This is a genomic window from Aureibaculum flavum (genome assembly GCF_016406085.1).
Classification (GTDB): Bacteria; Bacteroidota; Bacteroidia; order Flavobacteriales; family Flavobacteriaceae; genus Aureibaculum; species Aureibaculum flavum.
In genome coordinates, this window is sequence record NZ_JAEHFJ010000011.1 from 100,482 (window position 1) to 126,453 (window position 25,972).

The 25,972-nt window shown below is 32.8% G+C and carries 16 protein-coding genes and 2 tRNA genes; 15 read left to right on the forward strand and 3 right to left on the reverse strand.

Going from position 1 to position 25,972, the window contains the following annotated elements; translation table 11 throughout:
- Positions 1-2: 2 nt before the first annotated feature.
- Positions 3-2,261 carry an alpha-N-acetylglucosaminidase gene (locus tag JBL43_RS17520; RefSeq protein ID WP_198842692.1) on the reverse strand — a complete coding sequence of 753 codons (2,259 nt, stop codon included), beginning with the start codon at positions 2,259-2,261 and terminating at the stop codon, positions 3-5.
- 518 nt (positions 2,262-2,779) lie between these two features.
- Here JBL43_RS17520 and JBL43_RS17525 point away from each other — a divergent pair.
- The 8 genes from JBL43_RS17525 to JBL43_RS17560 all read left to right on the forward strand — a co-directional run bounded on the left by JBL43_RS17525 (position 2,780) and on the right by JBL43_RS17560 (position 20,236).
- Positions 2,780-5,233, forward strand: coding sequence for a glycoside hydrolase family 88 protein (locus JBL43_RS17525; protein WP_198842693.1), 2,454 nt, complete (start codon positions 2,780-2,782; stop codon positions 5,231-5,233).
- Between the two features lie 87 nt (positions 5,234-5,320).
- On the forward strand, positions 5,321-6,583 hold the full coding sequence (locus JBL43_RS17530) for a DUF2264 domain-containing protein (RefSeq protein WP_198842694.1): 1,263 nt from the start codon (positions 5,321-5,323) through the stop codon (positions 6,581-6,583).
- Positions 6,584-6,669: 86 nt separating this feature from the next.
- On the forward strand, positions 6,670-8,727 hold the full coding sequence (locus tag JBL43_RS17535) for an alginate lyase family protein (RefSeq protein ID WP_198842695.1): 2,058 nt from the start codon (positions 6,670-6,672) through the stop codon (positions 8,725-8,727).
- Positions 8,728-9,213: 486 nt separating this feature from the next.
- The gene (locus tag JBL43_RS17540; protein ID WP_198842696.1) at positions 9,214-12,228 is read left to right on the forward strand and encodes a SusC/RagA family TonB-linked outer membrane protein; all 3,015 of its coding nucleotides are present in this window, start codon (positions 9,214-9,216) and stop codon (positions 12,226-12,228) included.
- Positions 12,229-12,239: 11 nt separating this feature from the next.
- A complete protein-coding gene (locus JBL43_RS17545) occupies positions 12,240-13,931 on the forward strand; it encodes a RagB/SusD family nutrient uptake outer membrane protein (protein WP_198842697.1) in 1,692 nt (563 codons plus the stop codon).
- A 167-nt stretch (positions 13,932-14,098) separates the two neighbouring features.
- Positions 14,099-16,264: a polysaccharide lyase family 8 super-sandwich domain-containing protein gene (locus JBL43_RS17550; RefSeq protein WP_198842698.1), complete on the forward strand. Its 2,166-nt coding sequence runs from the start codon at positions 14,099-14,101 to the stop codon at positions 16,262-16,264.
- A 91-nt stretch (positions 16,265-16,355) separates the two neighbouring features.
- Positions 16,356-18,815, forward strand: a complete 2,460-nt coding sequence (locus JBL43_RS17555) for a glycoside hydrolase family 88 protein (RefSeq protein ID WP_198842699.1) — start codon at positions 16,356-16,358, stop codon at positions 18,813-18,815.
- 86 nt (positions 18,816-18,901) lie between these two features.
- Positions 18,902-20,236 (forward strand): MGH1-like glycoside hydrolase domain-containing protein, encoded by a 1,335-nt coding sequence (locus tag JBL43_RS17560; protein ID WP_198842700.1) that lies wholly within the window; start codon positions 18,902-18,904, stop codon positions 20,234-20,236.
- Positions 20,237-20,538: 302 nt separating this feature from the next.
- Here the strand turns inward: JBL43_RS17560 and JBL43_RS17565 are convergent.
- A tRNA-Leu gene (locus JBL43_RS17565) sits at positions 20,539-20,624 on the reverse strand.
- A gap of 45 nt (positions 20,625-20,669) precedes the next feature.
- Positions 20,670-20,741 (reverse strand) — tRNA-Gly (locus JBL43_RS17570).
- A gap of 171 nt (positions 20,742-20,912) precedes the next feature.
- Here JBL43_RS17570 and cyoE point away from each other — a divergent pair.
- From cyoE to JBL43_RS17605, 7 genes are all read left to right on the forward strand, one after another.
- Positions 20,913-21,818 (forward strand): heme o synthase, encoded by a 906-nt coding sequence (gene cyoE, locus JBL43_RS17575; protein ID WP_117881948.1) that lies wholly within the window; start codon positions 20,913-20,915, stop codon positions 21,816-21,818.
- Positions 21,819-21,825: 7 nt separating this feature from the next.
- Positions 21,826-22,386, forward strand: coding sequence for a cytochrome c oxidase subunit 3 (locus JBL43_RS17580; RefSeq protein ID WP_233098822.1), 561 nt, complete (start codon positions 21,826-21,828; stop codon positions 22,384-22,386).
- An 82-nt stretch (positions 22,387-22,468) separates the two neighbouring features.
- A complete protein-coding gene (locus JBL43_RS17585) occupies positions 22,469-23,455 on the forward strand; it encodes a cytochrome c oxidase subunit 3 (RefSeq protein WP_198842702.1) in 987 nt (328 codons plus the stop codon).
- Between the two features lie 9 nt (positions 23,456-23,464).
- Positions 23,465-23,824, forward strand: a complete 360-nt coding sequence (locus JBL43_RS17590; RefSeq protein ID WP_198842703.1) for a cytochrome C oxidase subunit IV family protein — start codon at positions 23,465-23,467, stop codon at positions 23,822-23,824.
- Between the two features lie 183 nt (positions 23,825-24,007).
- Complete coding sequence (locus JBL43_RS17595) at positions 24,008-24,652, forward strand: thioredoxin domain-containing protein (protein WP_198842704.1); 645 nt, start codon at positions 24,008-24,010, stop codon at positions 24,650-24,652.
- Between the two features lie 124 nt (positions 24,653-24,776).
- Positions 24,777-25,409, forward strand: coding sequence for an SCO family protein (locus JBL43_RS17600; RefSeq protein ID WP_198842705.1), 633 nt, complete (start codon positions 24,777-24,779; stop codon positions 25,407-25,409).
- Entirely contained in the window at positions 25,409-25,924 is a 516-nt protein-coding gene (locus tag JBL43_RS17605; RefSeq protein ID WP_198842706.1) for a DUF420 domain-containing protein, read from the forward strand. Before JBL43_RS17600 ends, JBL43_RS17605 begins: the two co-directional genes overlap by 1 nt.
- Positions 25,925-25,972: the final 48 nt, after the last annotated feature.

A 25,972-nucleotide genomic window follows, 5' to 3' on the forward strand; every position in this document is an offset into this window, starting at 1 on the left:
AATTATTCTTTAAAATAAGATTCATATTCTTTTTGTAGTCTTTTGGCAACTTCAACAGCATTTCCGGTAATCTCAGCTGGGTATTTGTCGTTACTCTTTGTCCATTTATAATCCATTTCTCGAACTTCCTTATCATATGTTTTTGGGTTAAAATCGATATTTTGAAGTAAAGATTTTCTTAAATGTGAAATAAATAATTCCCATCTAGGCTTATAATAACCAGCGAATAACCCGTTCCATTGCTTACCTGCATAATCGCGTAATCCTCCTTCAGGATATGGTTGCCATATGGTAACTATGGTTCTTGCGTTCCATTCAAAATAATCCTTTTCCTCTTTGTTATTACCCCAGTTTCTTGCATCGTCTAACCATTTTCCTAATAGAAAATTTTCATTGGTTCCAGTAATTGCATCTAAATCGTCAAGCATTTTTAATAATGCGGTTGAGGCGACTTCAAATTTTTCTTTTTCTTTAGCTTGATAGGCAACGCTGAGGTCGTTTATCATTTTATGAGTTAATCCAGCAATAAGTTCTCTGTAGATATTGGTAACATCAAAATTGTAAGATTCTTTGTCTTTTAAAACATCACTAGCTTTAAGAATTAAATCGGCGGCTTTTGAAAATTCAGTTACATCAAAATCCCAAGCGAATGGCGTTTCTTCAGTAATCTTAAAATCTTTACGAACATGTCGTTCATCCTCTTTACTGCCTTCCTCAAAAATCATTAATCTAGGTGTCGTAATTAATGGAGACCACATGGTTCTTGTTCTATTGTATACTGTTTTACCTAAAATTTGCCAAGCGTTTTGGGCATCTTTATTTTCAATCCCATATCGTCTAGTAGCGTAGTTGCTAATCCATTCTTCGATATTTACTTTATTTTGGTCCCAAGTTTTTTCAAAGATAAAATCTTGTATGATTGAATTATAGCCTAAACCTTCTGGTATAACTCCAATTCCCTTTAAATTATTTTTTATTTCTGAGTTAAAAGCAAGTTGAAATTGATCTTGCATGGCAGTTAAATCGCCACTCATATTCACCTTCTGATCTTCATTGCAAATCACATTCCATATCCAAGGTTGGCCATAAAAAGCATCTGTTTTATCCCATGTAGGATTCTTTTCACCGTATAAATCAAGTACAATAACTTTATTTTTTGGAATGCCATTTAGAAATGCTCTGCCACGTTCTTTAGTCCAAAAGTCTTTTTTAAAGAAGAAAAACCAGCCCTGTAAAACCCAAATAGCTTCAGGGTCTGCTTTGGCCATAGATTCATATACATTATGACTAACTTGAGCCAAAAACTTAGGATCTTTTGATGGGGGATTTACTTCAATGAAACAATCAGCATCATAAAGGTGATCGGTGCCATAAATTTCCGTTTGTTTTTTTATAAATGCAGTACCTATAGTCTGGAAAAGAGAATCTGTAGGGTCTAAAAAATAGGTTCCATCAACTCCTGCCCAATCTTCAATCTGAAAAATATTAGCTTCTGGATACAGTTCTTTTAATGCTTCTGGTACATGACCGGTAAACGCTTGTAACACGGGTTTCATACCTAATGATCGCATTCTGTTAAGAATTTTAATCTGTAATTCTTTTCTTTTTTGAATCCAGCTATCTGGTAACGGGCCACCCATTCCATCGATGTTTCCCATCCAGCCCCATGGTAAATGAGCGGGTCCTACAAAGAATGAACCGATTTGTTCATCAGTCATTCCCAACTCTTTAAATACTTCTACCCATACCGCTTCTTGTCCTATCATTGCTAAAGGCATGTTAACACCTTTAAGAGCCATATAATCTATCATTTGCTCCCATCGTTCCCAATCCCACCAAGGCATTGTATATCCGTATGTACAATAGTTAAAAAAATACCGGTAATCAAAAGGGGTGTCTATTCTTGTTTTTTCAACAGTTGGAAGTGGAGTAGGTAAACTAATTTGATGCGAATTTAGTGAAATGTCAGATTGACAATAGGTTTTTAAATACCAGTCTAAACCAGAGCTTAATGCAATACCGTTGTTTCCTGTAATGATAATTTTACCATCTTGGCTCTCTAATTCGAAATAATCTTTATTAGTAGAGGAACTGTCAATTTTAAAATCAAATGAAGTATAATTGTTAGGTAAAAGACGCTGAGTTAATGCCATTGCAGTATTTATTGTCTCAGAGTTTGAGACATTCCCTTCTTCTTTTTGACAATTGATAAATAGTAATATACTTATAAGAGAAATATTAAGAATTCTAAATTTTGACATTTTACTCGCTTTACTCATTGTTATAAATGTGAATTGACATTTTTTTTGATATTCGTAAAAAAATAACTTTCCATACACGCTTTCATTTTTCTAAGGGTATACTACATTTAATAAAAGTATGAATGGAAAGTCTAAAAACTTAATTCAAATAATCAAGTACAAACTTAATGTGTGATTAATTGGATTAATGATAATTGTGTATCAACTAATAGGAAAATAGTATCAATCAGTTATATTTTGGCGTGCTAAGCATAGGTTTTCGATGAATGAATGTTTTTTATTAAAATATATTATTGGTGTTTATCATAGTCTTGTTTTTTTATTTCTATCAGGCTGTTTAAACAAGTTTTTTTATCATTTTAAATAATAATACTTCTTTTTTTGCATGCTAATTTATATGTATTTGATACTATATTACCGTTACTTTTTTTAATGAAACCCTATTTTTGACTCTTAATTTAATGCGTGTTTATATCATTTAAAAAGATTAATGATATTCACTGGAAATATGTAAAGCTATGAGAAACTTTTTTTTAACGATTACTACTTTTTTATTGGTCATTTTCTATTCATATGGTCAACAAAAAGTGGTGGTATCAAAAATAAACAGAAATACAGGCGAAAATAGTGAATCATATAAGTCTTTTACTTTCAATGGCTCGTGGTGTTGGTATACTGATCCTAGAGCTGTCTATTATGAAGGTAAGTACAAAAGAACATACTCAGGTTGGATTGATAACTATGGTAATATTATCGTTGCTTCATATGACCATGAAACCAAAGAAATTGAAACCCACATTGTCGAGAAAAATTTAGAAGTTGATGACCATGATCATCCGTCTATTTTATTTGACGAAGATGGTAGATTACTAGTTTTTTACAACAGACATGGATATGGTACGTCTTCTGCAGCTCCTCCAGCCTATTTAATTCGTTCTGAAAACCCTGAGGACATAATGCAATGGAAAAATGTGCAACATCTTTATTTAAATGATGAAGCTAAAAAACCTACACCAGACGCAAGTATGTCAGCTGACTATAGTCATCCCATAAAATTAAAGGCTGAAAACGGAAAAATATATCTTTTTTGGCGTGGTATAGATGGAAAACCAAGTTTTTCTACAAGTAACGACAATGGAGTAACATGGTCTAAAGGACGTTTTGTTTATGTGCCTGATCCCATTTATAAATTTAGACGACCTTATACAAAGGTTTATTCTAACGGAGATCGTAAGATTCATTTTACATTTACTGATGGACACCCAGATAGTGAAGAGAATAATAACATTTATTATACCTATTATGAAAATGGTGCTTTTTTTAAAGCAAATGGAGAAAAAATAAAAGATATTATTGACCTTCCGTTAAAAACGGAAGAATTAGATGTTGTTTATGATGCTAAAAAGGGAGGTGCAAAGGCATGGAATTGGGATATTGCTGAAGATGAAAAAGGAAATCCTGTAATTGCATATGCTAAATTTCCTACAGACACAACACATTACTATTGTTATGCAAAATGGTCTGGTAAAAATTGGATTAATAAGACGCTAGTGCATGCGGGAAGTTGGTTTCCAAAAACTCAAGAGGGTAGAAAAGAATGGGCTCCACATTATTCTGGAGGTATGAGCATTGATCATGAAAATACAAATGAAATTTACCTTTCTGTAAACCGTGATTCCGTTTTTGAAATTGAAAAATGGACAACTAAGAATGACGGAAAGTCATGGAAAGTTGATCAAATAACTAAAGGGTCCGAAAAAGATAATATACGTCCGTTTGCTGTTAGGGGAGCAAAAAAAGGCAACCCTTTACAAGTGTTATGGATGCAAAATTCGCAGTATATTGTTTATAGTCATGCATCATGGACAAACACTACATGGGCAGAACGATTTCATAGCTCAATTAAAATGGATATTCAGTCTCCAGAAATTACCAATCCTTTAGCTCCGAATCAAATAGTGGACATAATGCGTCAAACGATAGATTGGCAATTTGCTAATCCTTACGACCTCAATAGATTAATCGATTGGCATTGGGGAACTTTTTATGTAGGACTTGAAGATTTCTATGAAATCACTAAAGAAGATCGTTACAAACAAGAAATGATTAATATTGGTGAGCATGCCAATTACAAAGTAGATGATAAATTCTTTTATGCAGATATGCTCACTGTAATTTCAAATTGGGCATGGCTTTATGAAATGGATAAGCAACCCGAAATGATTGCTCACAGCAAATGGGTGCTCGATGCACATTTAGCCACACGTCGCCCTTACAAAGCTGATGTGCGTTTTGCAAACAACCCTTATTTCGATGAGTGGTGGACATGGTGTGATGCTCTATTTGTTGCTCCTCCTGTTTTTGGTAAAATGTGGCAAGTTACAGGTGAAAAAAAGTATTTAGATTATATGGATAAAATGTTCTGGATTACCACAGACTACCTGTACTCAAAAGAAGATTCATTAATGTTTAGAGATGATAGGTATTTTGACGATCGTTCAGAAAATGGAAAAAAAATATTTTGGGGTAGAGGTAATGGTTGGGTCATTGCAGGTGTAGCTCGTATTTTAGATATTTTACCACAAGATTATCCAAGTAGACCCAAGTATGAGCAGATGTATAAAGAAATGGCAGCTAAACTAATAGAGCTTCAAGGTCAAGATCATATGTGGCGTATTAGTCTTTTGGATCCTGAATATCAGGACAAAGGTGAAACAAGTGGTAGTGCATTTTATGTTTATGCACTTGCTTGGGGAATAAATAATGGTCTATTAGATGTTAAACATAAAGTTGCAGTTGAAAAGGGTTGGATTGCATTAACTACCAAAGTGAATAAGAATGGTAAGTTAGGTAGTGTTCAGGCTGAAGGTATTGATCCTAGAAAATTTACTGAAGATGATTGGCAGGTTTACGGTACCGGAGCTTTTTTAATGGCAGGTAAAGAAATGTATACTTTGGAAATCAAAAAATGATCGCATTAACTATAAAGTACAACATAAAACTAAATAAATAATAAAAATTTAGCATCATTAAAAACGATGCAATTAAATTAATTTTCAATGAAATATTTTAAACTTATAATTACAATTTCAATTCTGGTCTATAATGTGTCTTGGGGGCAAAATAAAACGGAATCGCATTTCGAAATAAAAACTTCAACTGGTCTAGAGGACAGGGCTTATAGTATAGAACTTATGCAAAAAATAGCAGACCCCATTTTAGTACCCCTAAGTCAACAGAAATTACATGAAATGCTGCCTTTAAAAGACTGGGAAAAAAACAATGACAGATGTGACTATAGAACTACCTATATTCAAGCAGCAGGGCGTACACTTTCTGGTTTAGCTCCGTGGTTGTCATTGGGAGTAGATGATTCAGAAGAAGGGAAGCTAAGAGCTAAGTACATAGACCTCTCGTTGAAAGCGATAGTTAATATTACAAACCCTGAATCTAAAGACTATCAGTTTGGTAAAGAAACGGAGACTTATGAGCGTATTGTGCATAATGCCTATGTTGCTTATCCATTATTGATTGCTACAGATCAATTATGGGCACCACTTTCAGTTAAGCAAAAAGAAGATATAATAATAGCTTTAAAAACGCACAGAAAGTATAAACCTTTTAATAATAATTGGTTGCTATTTGCTTCGGTAATTGAAGCTGCAATATGGAAACTTACGGATTCATGTGATGTCGAGAAAATAGAAAATGGAGTGAATAAGCACATGGAATGGTATTTGGGAGATGGAATGTATGGTGATGGTCCTCAGTTTCATTGGGATTATTACAATAGTTTTGTAATTCAGCCCTTATTACTTGAGATTTTAAAAGTTTGTAAAGAGAAGGATCACGCCCTTCAAGATTTATTGCCAAAAGTAATTGGTAGAGCTCAACGATATGCAGAAATACAAGAACACCTTATTTCACCGGAAGGTACCTATCCTGTTATAGGGAGATCATCAGTATATAGAATAGCAACATTTCAGCATTTAGGCTATATGGTCTATAGAAATAATTTACCAAAATCACTAGATCCAGGATCAACCAGAGCAGCACTTATGGCAATTACTAAAAGATTGATGGAGCCTTCGGGAACCTTTGATGATAAAGGATATTTAAATCCAGGAGTTGTTGGAGAGCAATTGGAAGCCAGAGATGTGTACACCTTAACAGGAGCACTTTATATGAGTACAATGGGGTTAACTCATTTAGGATTGCCGGCTGACGCTCCGTTTTGGACAGAGCCAGCAGGGAAGTGGTTTCAACAAAAAGTATGGGATGGTGATGTTATTGGCAAACAACATGAATATTACGGGCAATAGGTTGTGTTTTATTTCTGAAAAATAATGAAAATCAATATGATAACTCAGATTTAAAACATTGACGCATTTATATAAATATCTAAACAATGAAAATAAATATCAAGAGTTTTTTAATTGTTTTATTTGTTTTGATCTATTCGCTGAACTCGCATTCGCAAATAGATTGGAAACAGATTAAAACTTCAAAAGATCTAGTTGAAAACTATCCCGAGGTTGTAAAAAATTTGTTTAATGAATTCAATCTAGATTATTTAGGTCTAGAAAAAGTAAAGGCATCTTATGAAAAAGGAAGTTTAGTTGAAGCTTGTAATCGGTTACTAGCCTATTATAAAACGAGTAGCACAGGGCAAAAATTAAGAAGAGTGCAACCTGTAAAGACAGATAGAACTAATGCTTATGCAGATACCATATTACAAAATATTTTTACCATACAAAATGTAAAAGGGCAAGTGCCTTGGGGTAAAGATGGCCATAGAGATTGGTATTATACTGGCCCCAATCAGGATAAAGAATGGGCTTATCTTTCCAATAGACACGAACAATTGGACAGTGTGTTTGTGGCTTATCATAACACAGGTAATCCTAAATATCTGAATTATTTAGATTTGTTTTTAAGAGATTTTATTATTAAAAGTCAGCCTTATCCAGCAAAAAAAACATGGGGAGCAATATGGAGAGGTCTTGAAGTTTCCTTCAGAAGTAAGGAATGGACACGTATTTTTTATGGATTGATCAATAATAAACAAATATCTCCTGCTACACAATTATTAATGTTAAGTAGTTTACCTGACCATGCTGATTACAACCGTAATTACCATATGAAACATGGAAACTGGTTAACTATGGAATTGTCTGCTTTAGCTGAAGTAGGAGCTAAGTTTCCTGAATTTAAAAAATCTGATGAATGGTTAAATTATGCCATTAAGCAAATGACTCAAAGTATAAAAAGTCAAGTGTATCTTGATGGTGTTCAAAATGAGCTTTCTGCACATTATCATTATGTAGCGTGGAATAATTTTGAAGAATTTAAAACTACTTGCGAATTAGCAGGTAAAAAGTTACCAAAAGTGTTTACGCAAACACTTGAGAAAATGATAGATTATACGGCTAAATCAATGAGACCAGATGGTTTTGGGCCTTTAAATAATGATAGTGATCTAGATTATAATCGTGATGTAATTTTAAAAAAGGCTAAGATTTATGGTCGTCCAGATTGGGAATTTATTGCAACAAACGGTGAAAAAGGTATAGCTCCAGAAGGTGGTAGTTCTTTTTTTTATCCATGGGCGGGACAAATGATATCTCGAAGTAATTATAATATAAATGCACATTGGTCATTTTTTGATGTAGGACCTTGGGGAGCAGGGCATGAGCACAATGACAAGTTACATCTATCTGTGTCAGCTTATGGCACAGATCTATTGGTAGATTCAGGTAGATTTGCTTATACGGGCGAAGTTGCTAAAAAATTCAGGGCTTATGCTATTGGCAGTGAGGGGCATAATACCGTTGTTATAGACCATTTCGGACAATCTGCAGGGCCTTCTGTGGTTTCAGAGAGTTTAGATAATAGTGCCTATAAAATTACAGAAGCTTACGATTTTGCGACCAATTCGTTTGATAAATATAAAAGTATTGAAGGGGTGGTAAAGCATCAACGTTCTTTATTATATGTTCGTGGAGATTTTTGGGTAGTGGTAGATAGAATTATTACGGATAGACCTAGACATATAGAAACATTATGGCACTGGCATCCTGATTGTAACGTCGAAAAAAATAAATCAGTAGTTCGAACAAATAATGTCAATGGTAATTTAGCAATTATACCAGTTGGAAAACACAATTTTAAAATAAAAATAGTTAAAGGTCAAGAAAAGCCTAATATTCAAGGTTGGTATAGCCCAATGTATAACATGTTTACTCCAAATAGTACAAGTATCTATAGTGTAGATATTAATACCAGTGCTACTTTTGTGTGGATACTGCAACCATCCAAAAATAAAGCATCCTTATTAAAAGCAAAAATTATTTCAGAAAATGAAAATGCGATTAAGATAAAGGTGAAATCAAAAAATGTTACCTATAAATTAGAAATCCCTTATTACAATAGTAATGATCTTAATTTAGAGAAAAAAGTTAATTAAAGCATAAGTGAATAAACTTCACACTTTTATTAAATAACGTAATCATAAATTAAAAGAAAATAATTAAGAGTTACCCCATATTATTTTTGTCTAATCATTTTCTCAAGTTAAACAATTATAGCAATTCAAAAATTGATGATAAAATTCAGTATTAGTTATCAATAGGATTTGAAATTTATTCTTCATGTTTTTTTATGTAAAATGATAAAAAATAGCACAATTTGCTGGGTTTGATACAAATTTACATGTATTTGATACTTAATTATAACCTTAATTCTTTAAGTGAGAATATATTTGTTGGGTAGTATTTAAAATACTATTACTTACATAATTTTAAGTGGAACAATCTAATTCAAAATAATATTAATAAATCCTAAAATTTCAATAATATGATAAAATAAAAACAGTCAGATAATACTAACTTAAAAGCAATGCACGAAGCATTGTTAATTAACTAAAAAAAGCGATTAACTAAATGCAAATTTTATGAAAAATCAATTAATATATATCCTTTGTTTCTTTTTATATAGTGCTGGTACTTTTGCTCAGCAAGCCATTACCGTAACAGGAGAGGTTGTTGATGCGGAAACCGGTTTAACAATACCTGGTGCAAACATTATCGAAAAGGGGACGAAAAATGGAGTAATGTCCGACTTTGATGGTAAGTTTACTATCCAAACAAAAAATAATGCAACCTTACTATTTAGTTTTATTGGGTATGCAACTCAAGAGGTACAAGTAAATGGACAAACAAATCTTAACGTAGTATTACAAGTAGAAAGTTCATTACTAGATGAGGTCGTTGTTGTTGGATATGGTACTGTAAAAAAATCTGATTTAACAGGTTCCGTAACTAGAGCAAATATTGAAAATTTTACGCAACAACCAAATACGAGTATTGTACAATCTTTACAAGGAGCAGTTACTGGACTGAATGTAGGTGCTGTCACTGGAGCAGGTGGACAACCATCTATTTCCATACGTGGTCGTAATTCGCTATCAGGAAGTACAAATCCTTTAATTGTATTAGATGGAATTATTTATCGTGGAAGTTTAATTGACATTAACCCTTCTGATGTAGCTTCTGTAGATGTTTTGAGAGATGCAAGTTCTAAAGCAATTTATGGGTCTCAAGCTGCAAATGGTGTCGTTATCATAACTACGAAAACAGGTAAGAAGGCAAAAAAGCCTAGCTTTAACTTTTCTACTTATTATGCTTCATCTACACCAACAAATCGTTTACACCCTTTAGATAGAGAAGGGTATATTCAAAAAGCCAAAGACATGTTTTGGGAAGATGCTTATAATGCACCTGATTATACTACGCCAAATACTACTTTTGATCCATCAACTACTTGGGCGGGTCAAAGTCAAATTATTGATGGTTATAATGAAGGAACTGATACGGATTGGATGGATTTAGTTACACAAACGCCTTTTATTTATAATGCCAATATTAATATGAGTGGAAATTCTGAAAAAACGGCTTATTTTTTATCTGCAGGTTATACAGAAGAAGATGGTTGGGCCAAAAATGACACCTATGATAGAATTAATTTACGTGCAAATTTTGATACTCAGGTTACAAGTTGGTTAAATATAGGGATGCAGACTTTTATGTCTAGTGGAGATTATTCTGGTGCGGCAGCAAATATTAGAAATGCGATGATTCTTTCACCATTGGTAAAGCCTTACAATGAAGACGGTACAATAAATTATTATCCAGTAGGTAATGATCCTAATCCATTGGCTTCCTTAGAAACTGATAATTTTGATAAACGTTTAAATCTTTTTGGAAATTTCTCGGCTACTGTTGCAATTCCATATGTTAAAGGTTTAACCTATAAGTTAAGCTATTCAACAAATTACAGAACCCAGAGATATAGTAACTTTAACCCGAATGGTCAAAATTTTACGGGGTCAGCATCAAAGTCTAATTCAATGACGCAAGATGAAACGCTTGACAATGTATTAACTTATGTAAAAACTATAAATGATAAGCATAATATAAACGTGACGTTGCTTTATGGTTACGAAGGCAGAGAAGGAGAAGATACAAATGCATCATCATCAGAATTTTTAAATCAGGCATTAGGTTATAATAGTTTAGAAGCTGGTAATATTGAAAACCAACGTGTAAGTTCAGGTGCTTGGGATGAAACCAGTCTTTACCAAATGGGTAGGTTGTCTTATAAGTTTGACGATAAATATTTAGCAACTTTTACAGTAAGAAGAGATGGCTTTTCAGGCTTTGGTACAAATAAAAAGTTTGGTACCTTCCCTTCAGTGGCGTTAGGATGGGTTTTAAGCAAAGAAAAATTTGTTAGTGACCTTTTACCTTCGGCTAATTTGCTGAAATTAAGAGCATCTTATGGAGCAAGTGGTAACAGAACACTGGGAAGATATGGAACATTAGCAAGTGTTGGTGGAAGTTATCAATATGTTTATGGTGATGGTGGGTCTGCTCAATATGGACAGTCTATATCTTCTTTAGCTAATAATGACTTAGGTTGGGAAACAACAACTGGTTTAAATGTAGGTTTAGACTTTGGGTTTTTAAATAACCGAATTAATGGATATGTTGAATACTACTCAAGTAAAACGGAAGACTTATTATTTAATATTAATATTCCTAGAATTACAGGTTTTGGCTCTATTAGAAGTAATATTGGAGAAGTAGCAAATCAAGGTATTGAATTTTCATTAAATACGGTTAATGTAAAAAATGATGACTTTGAGTGGAACAGTTCATTCATTTTCTCTAAAAATAAAAATGAGGTAGTTACTATTTTAGGTAGAGATGATGATGGCGACGGTAAAGAAGATGATCTAATATCAAATGGTATTTTTATTGGAGAGTCAATAGGTACGATTTATCATTATGTTGTTGATGGTAAATATCAAATTGGCGATACAGATATTCCTAGTGGATATAATCCTGGAAATTACAGACTCAAAGATTTAGACGGTGTGGAAGGTATAAGTGGAGATGATAGAGAGATTATTGGTTCAACAGAACCTGCATATCGCTTTAGTATATTTAATGAGTTTAAATACAAAAATTGGAGTTTAAGTGCCTTTATTAACTCTATTCAAGGGGGTAAAAACGGTTATTTAGGTAATAACAATGCAAAGAAATCTGAATACGGATGGCAAGCACATACTATGGCAACCTTTAATACTGTAAAGGAATTCGATTACTGGACACCTTCAAATCCGAATGGAGAATATTCAGGATTGAATTATTTAGATCCTATTGACCCAAATATATATAAGGACAGAAGTTTTGTAAGGTTACAAGATGTAAGTCTTGCGTATAATGTACCTAAAAGTGTACTAGGAAAATGGTCTATTGATAATTTAAAATTATTTGTTTCAGGTAAAAATTTACATACTTGGACAAAGTGGGGTGGAATTGATCCTGAAACAGGTGCAGGGTATTCACCAGGATCTTATCCAGTCATGAGAAGTTATACAATAGGATTAAACTTAACCTTTTAAAAAATAAAAAGATGAAAATATTAAAATATATATCAATAATTTGTTTGTTTTTTACAATAACTTCTTGTGATGAAGACCTGTTAGATGAAACACCAAAAGACTTTTTAAGCCCTAACAACTCTTTTACTAAATCGCAAGATATTCAGTCTGCATTAAATCATCAGTATAATAGAATTAGAAGCTATAATGGTGGAAAATATTGGGATTATTCTTATCTCCATTATGGAACTGATCTTGCTCAGTATTCAAGATCTGAAACGGCCTATTTAGGTGATTATAATTCTACTTTATTACCCACTTCAGGTATCGTTTCTACATATTGGAGTAATTATTTTCGGATGATTTTCAATTCTAATGTGATTTTGGACAGAATTGAAGGAATTACGTATCAATCTCAAGAAGAAAAAGAAATTCACATTGCTGAAGCTAAGTTTTTTAGAGGGTACGCCTATCGTTGTCTAGTTAATCTTTATGGAGGTGTTCCCATTGTAGAGAAGGAAACTACTTCTCCTCGAAGAGATTTTGTGAGAGCTTCTAAAGAGGCTACGTTGCAATTTGCGATTAATGATCTTGAAGAAGCAGCAGCAGTTTTACCTAGTGTAGAAGGGGTTTCAGGAGAGGGTAAAGCGAGCAATGCAGCGGCAAGACATTTGTTAACTGAGCTTTATTTGTCTTTAGGGGATCCGGATAAGGCTATTGCAGCAGCTACGGCAGTAATTGATGATCCTAATATTGAACTTATGAGAACAAGATTTGGTTCTCATTCAGGTGAAGATGGAGATCCTTATTGGGATTTACACCAAATGGACAATCAAAATAGAAGCAGCGGAAACAAAGAAGGCATTTTTGTTATTCAAGTTGACCTTTCAACAGCTGGTGGTGGTGCCGAAGATAATTACAACTATAATAATTCGAATGCCTTAAGTTTTGAGCGTAATTACGGTCCACTTTATTGGCTAATTACAACGCCTGAACCAGAATCTGTTAACATTCAATTTGGCCCTACGACACAAGAAGGTGGGAGGCCGGTAGCATTTGTTACGCCAACAGGTCATGTAACCCAAACTGTTTGGGGAAACGGTAATTGGGATGTAGATCAAAGAAATAATGAAAGAAATATTCAAAGAGATTGGGTTGTAAACAATCCTAATTCTTCTTGGTACGGTAAAAAAGTAAGTGATTTTCCGCAATCTTGGAGAGATGGTTTGAGTGCACAAGATACCATGATGTATTTTCTCCCTTATATAACTAAGGTAACTACTAAAAATGACCATCCTAGTTTTATTCTTTTAAATGAAGAAACAGGAGAAGTAAATAGTTCAGCAGGTATTACTTATCATGATTGGTATTTAATGAGAGTAGCAGAAACCTATCTTTTAAGGGCTGAAGCTTATTTAGCGAAGGGGCAAACGCAACTTGCTGCTGACGATATTAACGAAGTGAGAGAACGATCAAATGCTTTACCTATAACGGCTTCGGATGTTGATATTGATTTTATATTAGATGAAAGATTACGTGAATTGAATTATGAGGAACCAAGAAGAATGACCTTAAGCAGATTAGGATTACTTGTTGAAAGAACAAGAAAATATAATCCATATAGTGGTCCTACTATTCAAGAGTATAACAATTTATTTCCAATTCCATTTGGAGAAATAGAAAGAAATACGTTGGAAGTATTGGAACAAAATCCAGGGTATTAAGTGTTTGCAGGTGGTTTTAATTAAAAATATAATTTTAAATCACTTGTAAATTTGAAAACATAAATAGCATAAAACAAATCATTTGAGTTAGTTTTTTATACCCTATCATATAGTGTTTTTTTAATCACTTCTGGTAGGGTATTTTGTAAATATTTTAAAAAGAGCACATGTATAAAAAAATAATTTTCCTATTCTTTATCTTTATTTTCGCAAATGGTATTGCTCAAAAAGATTTGGAGAAAATTGAAAAGCGTATTGCAAAAGACCTTATCACAACGTTGAACAGGACAGATATGTACTTATATCTTATTGATGCAAATGATGAAGAAACCATAGTAAAGGAAGCCATGAGTACTATTAATAAAGACGGTAGCTGGCCTTCAATTAATTATAAAGACCTTAGTCTGACAGGTTATGAGCACAAGTATCATATTCGTAATTTAGTTGTTGCAACTTTAATGTATAGTAAAAAAGGCTCAAAGTATTATAAAAATCGCAGCTTAAAACGCACCATTAATAAAGGGTTAAGACATTGGATTGAAAAAGATTATGTTAGTGCCAATTGGTGGCATAATATTGTTTTAGTACCAACTTCATTGACAAATATTTTTATTTTAATGAAAGGTGATATTGATTCTGATTTGTTTCAAAAAGCTCAGCCTATTATAAAAAGAGCGACAAAAACTTCTCCTTGGGCTCGTCAGAGTGGTGATAGAGTTAAAATTTGTAGTGCCGAGGCAAAGAATTATTTACTTACAAAAGACCAAGAAAGTTTTGAAAGCACACTTGCAGAGATTGAAGATCAAGTTAGATTAAATACAGGTAAAAGAGGTATTCAAAATGATTATAGTTTTCATCATAGAGTACATCGAGAAAATAATACCGCAACCTACGGTTTAGGATTTGCGAATGTATGCGTTGAATGGGCATTATTTGTTAATAAAACTAAATATGCATTTTCAGATAAAAAAATAAAGTTCTTAGTTGATTTCTATTTAGATGGAATTGTAAAACAAACCGCTTTCGGAAAATCTCCTGAAACGGGTGTGAAAAATAGGGAAATCACTAGGGTTCAGGAGTTTAAAGTATATCCAAGTACTGCTGTTGAGAATTTATTAGAAATTTCAAACTATAGAACTGACGAACTAAAAGAAATTATAAACCTAAGAAAAGGAATAATTCAAAAACCAACACTTTCCTTTAGTAAGTTTTTTTGGCAATCTGAGTTTTTTGTATTTCAACGCCCAAACTATTTTTCATCGGTACGTATGTATTCTATACGTAATCGTAATATTGAACTCGCACATAACAGTGAAGGTATTTTTAATCACCATAGAGCTGATGGTAGTAATCATCTTGAAGTAACTGGTGATGAGTATTTTAATATTTGGCCCGTTTATGATTGGCAAAAAATACCAGGAACAACCATTTTACAAAAGAAAGCATTACCAAGTCAACATCAAGTGCAAAAGAGTGGTTTAACCAATTTTGTTGGGGCAACTACTGATGGGCTTTATGGTACAGTTGGTTTTGATTTTATTAGTCCACATGACTTTATAAGAGCAAAAAAATCGTGGTTTTTCTTTGATGATGAGTATGTCTGTCTAGGAGCGGGAATAGCTTCCAATCATTTTAATAATACTGTTGTTACAACACTGAACCAAAATTTATTGCAGGGTGATGTTCTGGTTTCTCAAAATAATAAAACACAATCTTTAAAAAAAGGAGATCATAAACTTAGTGATGTTAACTGGGTTTATCATGATGGAACGGGATATATCTTCCCTGAGCCTATATCAGTAAATTTATCTAATCAAACAGAAAGTGGTCGTTGGTCAGATATTAATTTGCAATCAACTTCACCAAAAGAATTGATTGAAAAAGATGTTTTTAAATTATGGATTGATCATGGTAAACGACCTCAGGGCGAAAATTTGTGGTTTTATCCAGGGAAAATGGATACAAAAGAGGTTACGTATCAATATATTGTTGTTCCGACAACAACACCAGAAAAACTTAATCAGCATCAAAACATTAAAATTTTATCTAATAATTCACAGATACAAGCAGTAAAACATATTGGACTGAATATGACGCAACTTGTATTTTATAAAGCGGGTAGTATCAAAATAGATGAAGACTTAACTTTATCTTTAGATTCTCCAGGAATAATTATCATAAAAACAGACGGTAATAGGGTGAAAGCTATATCAGTCTCTGATCCTTCTAGAAACATGAATAGATTTCATGTAGGTATCACAGACAAAGAAGATATTGTTATTGATTTACCTCAAGGTGATGATGCGGGTAGAAGTGTAACAATAAAGTATTAAATAGTTATAAGTACAGATTGTAATTATTTATAAATAACAAAAAAATAAAATGTTCATTTTTATTTGAACTTAATCCTAAATTGAAAAAGGAATGCGATTAAAAATAATAATAATAGTAGTTGCAATTATACATGTATTTAACTGCGAACTTTCTGCTCAACTGGATGTTGTAAAAACAAGACTCCAAAAAAATAATGGTCAGCATAGTGAGTCGTTCAAATCGTTTACCTTTAATGGTTCTTGGTGTTGGTTTTCAGATCCTAGGGCGGTTTATTACGAGGGTAAGTACAAAAGAACGTATTCAGGATGGATTGATAATTACGGTAATATTACGGTGGGATGGTACGATCATGATACGAAAAAGGTAGCCACACATATTGTTAAAAAAAATCTTGAAATTGACGATCATGACAATCCTTCAATTTTATTTGATGATGAAGGGAAACTTCTTGTTTTTTTTAATAGACATGGCTATGGAGATTCACCTACAGCTCCTCCATTATTTTTAATAAAGTCTAAATTCTCGGAAGATATTTCCGAGTGGAATGATATTAACTATCTTCATTTGAATGACAAGGAAAATAATCCAACAGGTAAACTATCCATGTCACATGATTATACAAACCCCATCCGATTAAAATCAGAGAAGGGAAAAATATATCTTTTTTGGCGTGGAATTGACGGTAAGCCAAGTTTTTCTCATAGTGATGATAATGGAGATACATGGGCAAAAGGGAAAATTTTACTGATGCCAGAACCTATATATCGTTTTAGACGTCCGTATACAAAGATATATTCAAATGGAGATCGAAAAATCCATTTTACCTTTACTGATGGGCATCCTAGAAATGAAAAAAACAACAGTATTTATTATACTTATTATGAAAACGGTGCTTTTTACAAAGCAAATGGCGTAAAGATAAAAGATATTGCAGATTTACCTTTAAAGCCTGAAGAGCTAGATATTGTTTATAATGCGAAAGAGGGTGGAGCTAAGGCATGGAATTGGGATATTGCCGAAGATAAAAAAGGAAACCCAGTAATTGCATATGCTAAATTTCCAACAGATTCAGCTCATTATTATTGTTATGCGAAGTGGACAGGGAAAAAATGGGTTAACAGAACATTAATTAAATCAGGTAAATGGTTTCAAAGAACGGCTGAAAATACTCTAGAAAGAGAGCCGAATTATTCCGGCGGAATAAGTATTGATCATGAAAATACAAATGAATTGTACCTTTCAGTAAATAGAGATTCTGTTTTTGAAATTGAGAAATGGATTACCAAAAATAATGGAAAGTCTTGGAATGTAGACTTCATTACAAAAGGATCTGAAAAAGATAATATAAGACCTTTTGCTGTACGTGGTGCCGATAAAGGAAATCCGTTACAAGTTTTGTGGATGCAAAACACAAAATACCCTATTTATAGCCATGCCTCTTGGACAAAAACTACGTGGGAAGAACGATTTCATAGTTCTATAAAAATGGGAATTCAATCTCCAAAAATAACGAATCCATTAGCTCCAGATCAGATAGTAAACATAATGAGGCAAACTGCAGATTGGCAATTTGCTAATCCGTATAATTTAAAAAGAATACGGGAATGGCACTGGGGAGCATATTTTATCGGTTTACAGGCTTTTTATGATATCACAAAAGAGGATAGATATAAACAGGAAATGATAAATGTAGGAGAGCATGTTGAATATAGGTTGTTAGATGACTTTTTTTATGCAGATCAGTTGGCCATTGCAGCAAATTGGGCTTGGTTATATGAGCAAGATAAAGACCCAGAAATGATAAAATATAGTAAATGGGCTATGGATGCACATTTAGCGACGCGTAGAGCTTACAAAGCCGATGTCCGTTTTGCAAAAAATCCTTATTTCGTTGAATGGTGGACTTGGTGTGATGCTTTATTTATGGCACCACCATCATTTGCTCAGATGTCAAAGGCAACCGGCGAACAAAAATATTTGAATTATATGGATAAAATGTTCTGGATAACTACTGATTATCTCTATTCAAAAGAGGATTCATTAATGTTTCGTGATGATCGTTATTTTGAGAAAAAGTCCGAAAATGGAAAGAAGATTTTCTGGGGTAGAGGAAATGGATGGGTAATGGCAGCTAATGCAAGAATATTAGATGTTATGCCAGCAGATTTTGCAAATAGGCCTAAATACGAAACACTTTACAAAGAAATGGCTACTAAATTATTGAAATTACAAGGAGATGATTGGCTATGGAGAGTAAGTCTTTTAGACCCTGAATATCAAGATGAAGGAGAGGTTAGTGGTAGTGCGTTTTTTACATATGCTTTGGCATGGGGTCTAAATAACGGGTTACTCGATCAAAAATATAAACCGCAAATAGAAAAGGCATGGGTTGCACTATGTAACAATGTGAATGCGAACGGAAGGCTCGGTAATGTGCAGCCGGAAGGTATAGATCCTCGTAAGTTTACTCCTGAAAATTGGCACGTCTATGGTACAGGTGCATTTTTGTTGGCGGGTAGTGAAATGTACAAATTAGCTTCTAAAAATTAGGGTAAGCGTAATAAAAAAATGAGAGGAGTGTATTTGTAAGAGAATTAGAATACTATAAAACTCTTTACTTAAAAATGTAATTGATTATGTTAAGAAAATATAATATCAAATTTTATCAAGTATTTATTGTAATGGCAATTTGCATTGGGCTTATAGCTTGTCAGAATTCAGAAAAAAAGGCATCGATAGAAAATGAAAAACAAAATAGTATGGATGGAGAGAATTTAAGACCTTTATTGAGTGATCTGTCCGCGAAATATGAAACCTTAAGACCTAAGGTCATTCAGCCCGCGGAGGGCTATTTAAAATACCCTTATTTGATTCCTGCGGGTTTTTATAAGCAAATGTGGGATTGGGATGGTTTTTTTATGGGTAATCATTTTGTGAGTAAGGGTAAACCAGAATATTTAAAATTTTGGGCACTTAATTTAATCCAAGGTATAGATGATGAAGGTTATGTTTCTGGTGGTGCAACTACTGAAGGTCCTCGATTTTTGTTTGGTAAATTTGCTGTAAAACCATTTCTCTCTCAAGGTGTTTATTTTGCATGTGAAGGTGCAAACGATTATGAATGGATAGCATCGCATTACGAGGAATTAAAAAAAGTGTTGGCATATAGAGAAAGAACGCAACAAGATTCTTTAACAGGTTTGTTTTTTTGGGATAATGGTATGCAAAGTGGTGCTGATAATAATGCGGCTTTAAATTATTTTACTGAAGATAAACGTACATTTCTTGCACCTGATGCAAGTACGCTTCAATGTCGAGAGTATTTAGCCCAAGCTGCCATTGCAAAGAAACTTGGTGAAATGGAAGATGCCAAAATGTATGCAGAAAAAGCGGAACGACTAAAACTAGCGATCAATAAACACCTTTGGTCAGATGAAGATAAAATCTACTATACCGTCGATAGAGAAACGCGTAAGTTTTACAAAAGAGTAAGTTATTCATCTTTTCTCCCTTTAATTGAGAATATTCCTTCTCCCGCAATGGGAAAGGAAATGATTTCTAAATATTTAATCAATCCTGACCATATGAAGGCTAAATACGGTTATCGTACATTATCAATACAAGATCCTGATTATAATAACAAAAATATTATTTTGCCGTTTTCAAATTGGCAAGGTCCAGTGTGGCCAATAGCTAATTTTATATATTCCATAGGTTTAAAAAAATATGGCTTTAGTGATGAGTTATATTGGCAAGCGGAAACATTGGGTACTTTGTTGCTCAAGGACATAGAAAAGAACAATACAATGCATGAAAATTATCATGCAGATACAGGAGTTCCTTTAGCTCCTAGCGATGACCATGTTGATGAAAACGGCAATATTGTTGGCTTTATTAGTTGGAATTTATGTATCGAAAACTTGTTAGATGGCGTTGTAAATGATAATTGGATGCTACTTGAGATAAAATAATACAAGAAGAAATAAATTAGAATTCAATGTCTTTGGGCGTCTAACGAAGTAAATACAAAAAAAGGTGTAAGAGCAATTAACAATGAGTGTGCTCAACTTAAAGGAGATCATTAATCTATTACGATCAATTCTATTTACCACACATGTTTTTTTCAAGAACTATCTTAATTTCACATATTCTCTTAACTTGATATTATTTTAACGCTTGTTCTGATGGGTAAAATTATGAAATTAGATCGGCTTATTGCTTAATGAAAAGTATCCTAAATAAAAAAGCCTAAGTAAAAACTTAGGCTTTATAGTACTCGAGATGGGACTTGAACCCATACGGACATTACTGTCCACTGGATTTTAAGTCCAGCGTGTCTACCAATTCCACCACTCGAGCCTGTTTATCGTTTGCACGACAACAAATTGGTATATATTATGAATGAGCGAAAAACGGGATTCGAACCCGCGACCTCCACCTTGGCAAGGTGATGCTCTACCCCTGAGCTACTTTCGCGTTTTTTAAAGAACATGGCGTTATCATCTCAAACGCGAGGGCAAATTTAATATAATTATATAAATTGCAAAGCCTTTTTTGGTTTTTTTTAAAAATGATCTGTAAAGTCTCTATTTTACTGTCGGTTGTATCAAATTAATAAATATATTTGCACCACTTTAGTAATAATTTATGAATACTTCATTGGGTACTATCGCAAAAAAGCAATCATTCGCATCGACTTTAGATAATTTAAAGCAATTAACAAAGTTTGGATTATCTATCAGTGTAGTCTTTTCTGCTTTGGCTGGATATTTATTGGCTGCAGAATCTGTACAAATATCAACACTCTTTTTGTTGGCAATTGGTGGCTATTTTATGGTTGGAGCATCAAATGCATTTAATCAGATTATAGAAAAAGATTCAGACAAATTAATGAAGCGTACAATGAACAGACCATTGCCCACGGGTAGAATGTCTGTGAATACAGCTTTGATTATAGCAGGAACCAGTACCGTTTTAGGTATTGCAATTTTATATATGATAAACCCTAAAACAGCTATGTTTGGGGCCATTTCTATATTTTTATATACAAGTATTTACACACCGTTAAAACCTAAAACACCATTGGTGGTTTTTGTAGGTGCGTTACCAGGTGCTATTCCCTTTATGTTAGGTTGGGTAGCCGCGACCAATCATTTTGGTATTGAAGCGGGAATGTTATTTATGATTCAGTTTTTTTGGCAGTTCCCACATTTTTGGGCCATAGGTTGGTTACAATACGATGAATATAAAAAAGCTGGGTTTAATATGTTACCCACTGGAGAGAAGAATAGAAAAGCAACAACACAAATTATTTTGTATACCATTTGGATGATTGTTGTTTCTGTATTTCCGGTCTTTAAATTAACGGGTAGTTTATATTTATCACCAGTGGCAGCAGTTTTAATTTTTATAGCAGGTATCGTAATGTTATATTACGGTATTAAATTACACAAAGAACAAACGGATAAATTAGCGAGAAAATTAATGTTGTCAAGTGTTTTTTATATAACACTAATACAAGTAATTTACGTAATCGATAAATTTTTACATTAAAATGATCATGGACGCTCAAATAAGAAGTAGAACTTCGAAACAAATGATGTACGTAGCCATCATTAGTATGATAATGATGTTTGCTGGTTTAACTAGTGCATATGTTATAAGTAGTAATCGTGAAGATTGGGTTTCTTTTGATTTGCCTCAAGCACTATATATTAGCACGCTGTTAATTATTTTAAGTAGTATTAGTTATTTTTTGGCAAAAAAAAGTATTCTAAAAAATAATAGATCACAAACAACAATTTTTTTAGTAATTACGTTAGTGTTGGCTGTTGGATTTGTATTTTTTCAATTCGAAGGATTTAATCAATTAAGAGAAGTAGGCTTGTATTTTACAGGAGAAGGCAGTGTTGTATCTTCATCATTGCTGGTAGTAATATCATTTGCTCACTTGCTGCATGTTGCGGCAGGACTAGTAGTTTTGCTAGTTGTTCTTTTTAGACATTTAAATAATAAATACAGTGCTGATAATGCGTTAGGCTTAGAAGTAGGTGGAATTTTTTGGCATTTTGTTGATTTTTTATGGATTTTCCTATTTTTATTTTTCTATTTCATTACATAATAAAAATTGGTGATGTCATATAATTTTATATTTTTGCGTATCAACCAATATTATATAACCAAAATTAACTGATAAACTTTTTATGGAAGCAACAATTGCTACAGAAAACAAAGAAGGCGAAACTTGGTCTGGCGGAAGTAAGAAACCGTTAGGAGCCAGTTACGGTAAAATGATGATGTGGTTCTTTATCATGTCTGATGCCTTAACCTTTTCTGCATTTTTAGGAGCTTACGGGCTTATGCGTTTTAAATTTATAGACAGTTGGCCAATTGCCGACGAAGTTTTTACGCACGTACCTTTTTTACATGGTCATTTTCCTATGTACTATGTGGCTTTTATGACCTTTATTTTGATATTTTCTTCAGTAACAATGGTGTTAGCTGTTGACGCTGGTCATCAGATGAAGAAAGCGAAAGTAACATTATATATGTTGCTAACAATAATTGGTGGTTTAATTTTCTTAGGCTCACAGGCTTGGGAGTGGAAAAACTTTATTGGTGGTACTTATGGATCTTTAATTTTACAAGATGGTAAAGTGGTTCAATTCGTAGATGCTTCTGGTCATCAAGTTGCTTTAGAAGATTTTGTTACAAAGTCTCCCGCTAATGAAAGAGTTGCACACACTAAAAGTAATGGATTATGGTATGTACAAGATGCCGGTGCGTTACCACCATTTACAACAAGCGAAGTCATAGAGAGTTTTAAAAACAGTCCTAACATCAGCTTAAGAACTGAAGAGGTTGATTTAGCAACAAAACATAAAATAATATTATCTAGAGAAGACGCAAATAAGTTTTTATCAAAAGCAACAGGTGTCGTAAAAGGTGCAAACCTTAAGATTAATGAATATGGTAATACGCTGTTTGCCGATTTCTTTTTCTTTATTACAGGATTTCACGGATTTCACGTTTTCTCAGGTATATTGATAAATATCATTATCTTTTTTAATGTTATAATTGGTACCTATGAAAGAAGAGGACATTATGAAATGGTTGAAAAAGTAGGTTTATATTGGCACTTTGTCGATTTAGTTTGGGTATTTGTATTTACATTCTTCTATTTAGTTTAAAAAAATAATATGGCACACGATCAAGAACACGAACACGAATCGCACGTTGGATTAATATGGAAAGTATTTGGAGCATTATCTCTAATTACAATTGTTGAAGTAATTCTAGGTATTTTAAAACCAAAAGGCTTACACTTAACTATCTTTTTAGGAACAAGTTTATTAAATTGGATTTTCTTAATACTTACATTAGTAAAAGCATATGGTATTACTTGGTATTTTATGCACCTTAAGCAAGAGAAGGCCGGTTTACGGAGAGCTATCGTTTGGACAACAGTATTTTTAATTTGCTATTTAGCAACTTTATTGTTGATTGAAGGAGGGTATATTGGAGATGTTATGAGTAAATATACAAAATGGAGCTACTAAATTTTAGTAACATATAAATTATATAAAGCGGTTTTTAAACCGCTTTTTTTATACGCCAAAGAACCGTAATTTTGTAGTATCAAAATAATTGATAGGTTCGAAATGTCGGTTTTCTTTTTTAGAAAGAACTAAAATGTTAAGATTAACATCCTTTTGACCTTAAATAAACAATAAGTAATATTGATGAAATCAAAGAAATTTTGGATTTTAGTGGGGCTTTTTATTATGCCTTTGGTCTTTTATCTGCTGTTATTGACAGGTACCAATAAGTTTGCTAAACTACCCGTGTTGAATAAGGAAATAGGTGATGTAACTGAATTTAAAACAAGCACAGGAGCTTCCATTTCTCTAGATGGTAAAATTACAGTGCTCAGTTTTTTAGGGAACGATTTGCAAACGGTAAAGAATAATGCATTAAACCTAAATGAGAAAATATACAAGCACTTTTATAAGTTTAAAGATTTTCAATTCGTTGTTGTATTGAAAGAAGGTTCTTCTAGTCAAGTAGCTGAACTGGTAAAGCAATTGAAGGTAACTACTGATATGCAAAAGTGGAATTTCTTATATGGTAGCCAAGAACAAATAGAAGAATTGTTCAATAGTTTAAAGACCGACCTTAAAATTGATACAAATGGCTATTCTCCATATGCATTTATAATTGATAAGGATAGATATTTGCGAGGAAGAACGGATGATGAAGATAATGGATTAATGTATGGGTATAATGCTGAAACAGTAGCACCAATACATGGGAAAATGGTAGATGATGTAAAAGTTTTAATTGCGGAATATAGGATGGCATTAAAAAAGAACAACAGAGAAATTTAAGTAAAAAGTATAATTTGTAAAAATGGTCACCTTGAGGATTCTCCAAATTAAAATATGTTTTTATTGAAGATACCGAGCGTAGCTCATTAGAGGTGTTTTTTTGGCCAAGTTTAGATTGTTAATTATGAAAAAAACATACATAGGTATTGCATTTATAGTATTAGTTTTTGGTATTTGGGCGGTGCCTAAAATTGTAGATAGATTATCACCAACTACGTTGTTAAAATTTGAGAAAGTTCCTGATTTTAAGTTTACCAATCAAAACAGCAAAGAAGTTTCAAATGAAAATTTTAAGAATAAAGTATATGTTGTAGAGTTTTTCTTTACTTCTTGTCCAACTATTTGTCCAAAAATGCATATCAGTATGCTTAAAATACAAGATGAATTTTATGGTAATCCTAATTTCGGCATGGCGTCAATAACCATTGATCCAAAGAGAGATACTCCTGAAACTTTAAAAAAATATGCAGACAAACATAATGTAACGCTAAAAAATTGGCAATTTTTAACGGGAGATAAAGATGTGATTTATGATTTTGCCAATATAGGATTTAAGCTATATGCAGGAGAAAATGAAGAAGCTGAAGGTGGGTTTGAGCATTCTGGTTTATTTGCTTTGGTAGATAAAAATGGATTTATACGATCAAGAACAGTTACATCAGGTGAATTTGAAAATCCGATAAAGTTTTATGATGGATTGGATGCTGAACAGGTTCAAATGTTGAAAGAAGATATTACTATTTTATTAAATGAATAATGGAGCAAACAACAAAAAAATATAATAAATGGATTATAGTTTTGTCAATAGTTATACCACTGGCAGTTGCTGGATTATTTAATGTTAAACTAGAGGTGAAGTTACCTGTTTTTCTGCCACCCATCTACGCTTCTATAAATGCAATTACGGCGGTAATATTAGTAGTAGCAGTTTGGGCTATTAAAAACAATAAAAAAGACTTGCATGAAGGTCTTATGAAAACGGCCATATTATGTTCTGCTATTTTTTTGATATTGTATATTTTATATCACATGACCTCAAATTCTACTAAATATGGTGGAGAAGGTGCAATAAAGTATGTGTATTTATTTATTCTATTGACACATATTTTATTATCAATAATTGTAATTCCATTTGTATTAGTAACCTATGTAAGAGCAATTACTAATAATTTTGAAAAACATAAAAAAATTGCGAAATTTACATTTCCCTTATGGCTTTATGTTGCGGTATCGGGAGTGGTAGTTTATTTGATGATTTCGCCTTATTATTAGTAACTTACTAACTTTTAAACAGTATGGGTTAAGTAAAAAGGAAGTTAA

Coding starts and splice junctions, on each gene's coding strand:
- JBL43_RS17520 (WP_198842692.1), bottom strand. CDS start 2,261: ATGTCAAAATTTAGAATTCTTAATATTTCTCTTATAAGTATATTACTA.
- JBL43_RS17525 (WP_198842693.1), top strand. CDS start 2,780: ATGAGAAACTTTTTTTTAACGATTACTACTTTTTTATTGGTCATTTTC.
- JBL43_RS17530 (WP_198842694.1), top strand. CDS start 5,321: ATGAAATATTTTAAACTTATAATTACAATTTCAATTCTGGTCTATAAT.
- JBL43_RS17535 (WP_198842695.1), top strand. CDS start 6,670: ATGAAAATAAATATCAAGAGTTTTTTAATTGTTTTATTTGTTTTGATC.
- JBL43_RS17540 (WP_198842696.1), top strand. CDS start 9,214: ATGAAAAATCAATTAATATATATCCTTTGTTTCTTTTTATATAGTGCT.
- JBL43_RS17545 (WP_198842697.1), top strand. CDS start 12,240: ATGAAAATATTAAAATATATATCAATAATTTGTTTGTTTTTTACAATA.
- JBL43_RS17550 (WP_198842698.1), top strand. CDS start 14,099: ATGTATAAAAAAATAATTTTCCTATTCTTTATCTTTATTTTCGCAAAT.
- JBL43_RS17555 (WP_198842699.1), top strand. CDS start 16,356: ATGCGATTAAAAATAATAATAATAGTAGTTGCAATTATACATGTATTT.
- JBL43_RS17560 (WP_198842700.1), top strand. CDS start 18,902: ATGTTAAGAAAATATAATATCAAATTTTATCAAGTATTTATTGTAATG.
- cyoE (WP_117881948.1), top strand. CDS start 20,913: ATGAATACTTCATTGGGTACTATCGCAAAAAAGCAATCATTCGCATCG.
- JBL43_RS17580 (WP_233098822.1), top strand. CDS start 21,826: ATGGACGCTCAAATAAGAAGTAGAACTTCGAAACAAATGATGTACGTA.
- JBL43_RS17585 (WP_198842702.1), top strand. CDS start 22,469: ATGGAAGCAACAATTGCTACAGAAAACAAAGAAGGCGAAACTTGGTCT.
- JBL43_RS17590 (WP_198842703.1), top strand. CDS start 23,465: ATGGCACACGATCAAGAACACGAACACGAATCGCACGTTGGATTAATA.
- JBL43_RS17595 (WP_198842704.1), top strand. CDS start 24,008: ATGAAATCAAAGAAATTTTGGATTTTAGTGGGGCTTTTTATTATGCCT.
- JBL43_RS17600 (WP_198842705.1), top strand. CDS start 24,777: ATGAAAAAAACATACATAGGTATTGCATTTATAGTATTAGTTTTTGGT.
- JBL43_RS17605 (WP_198842706.1), top strand. CDS start 25,409: ATGGAGCAAACAACAAAAAAATATAATAAATGGATTATAGTTTTGTCA.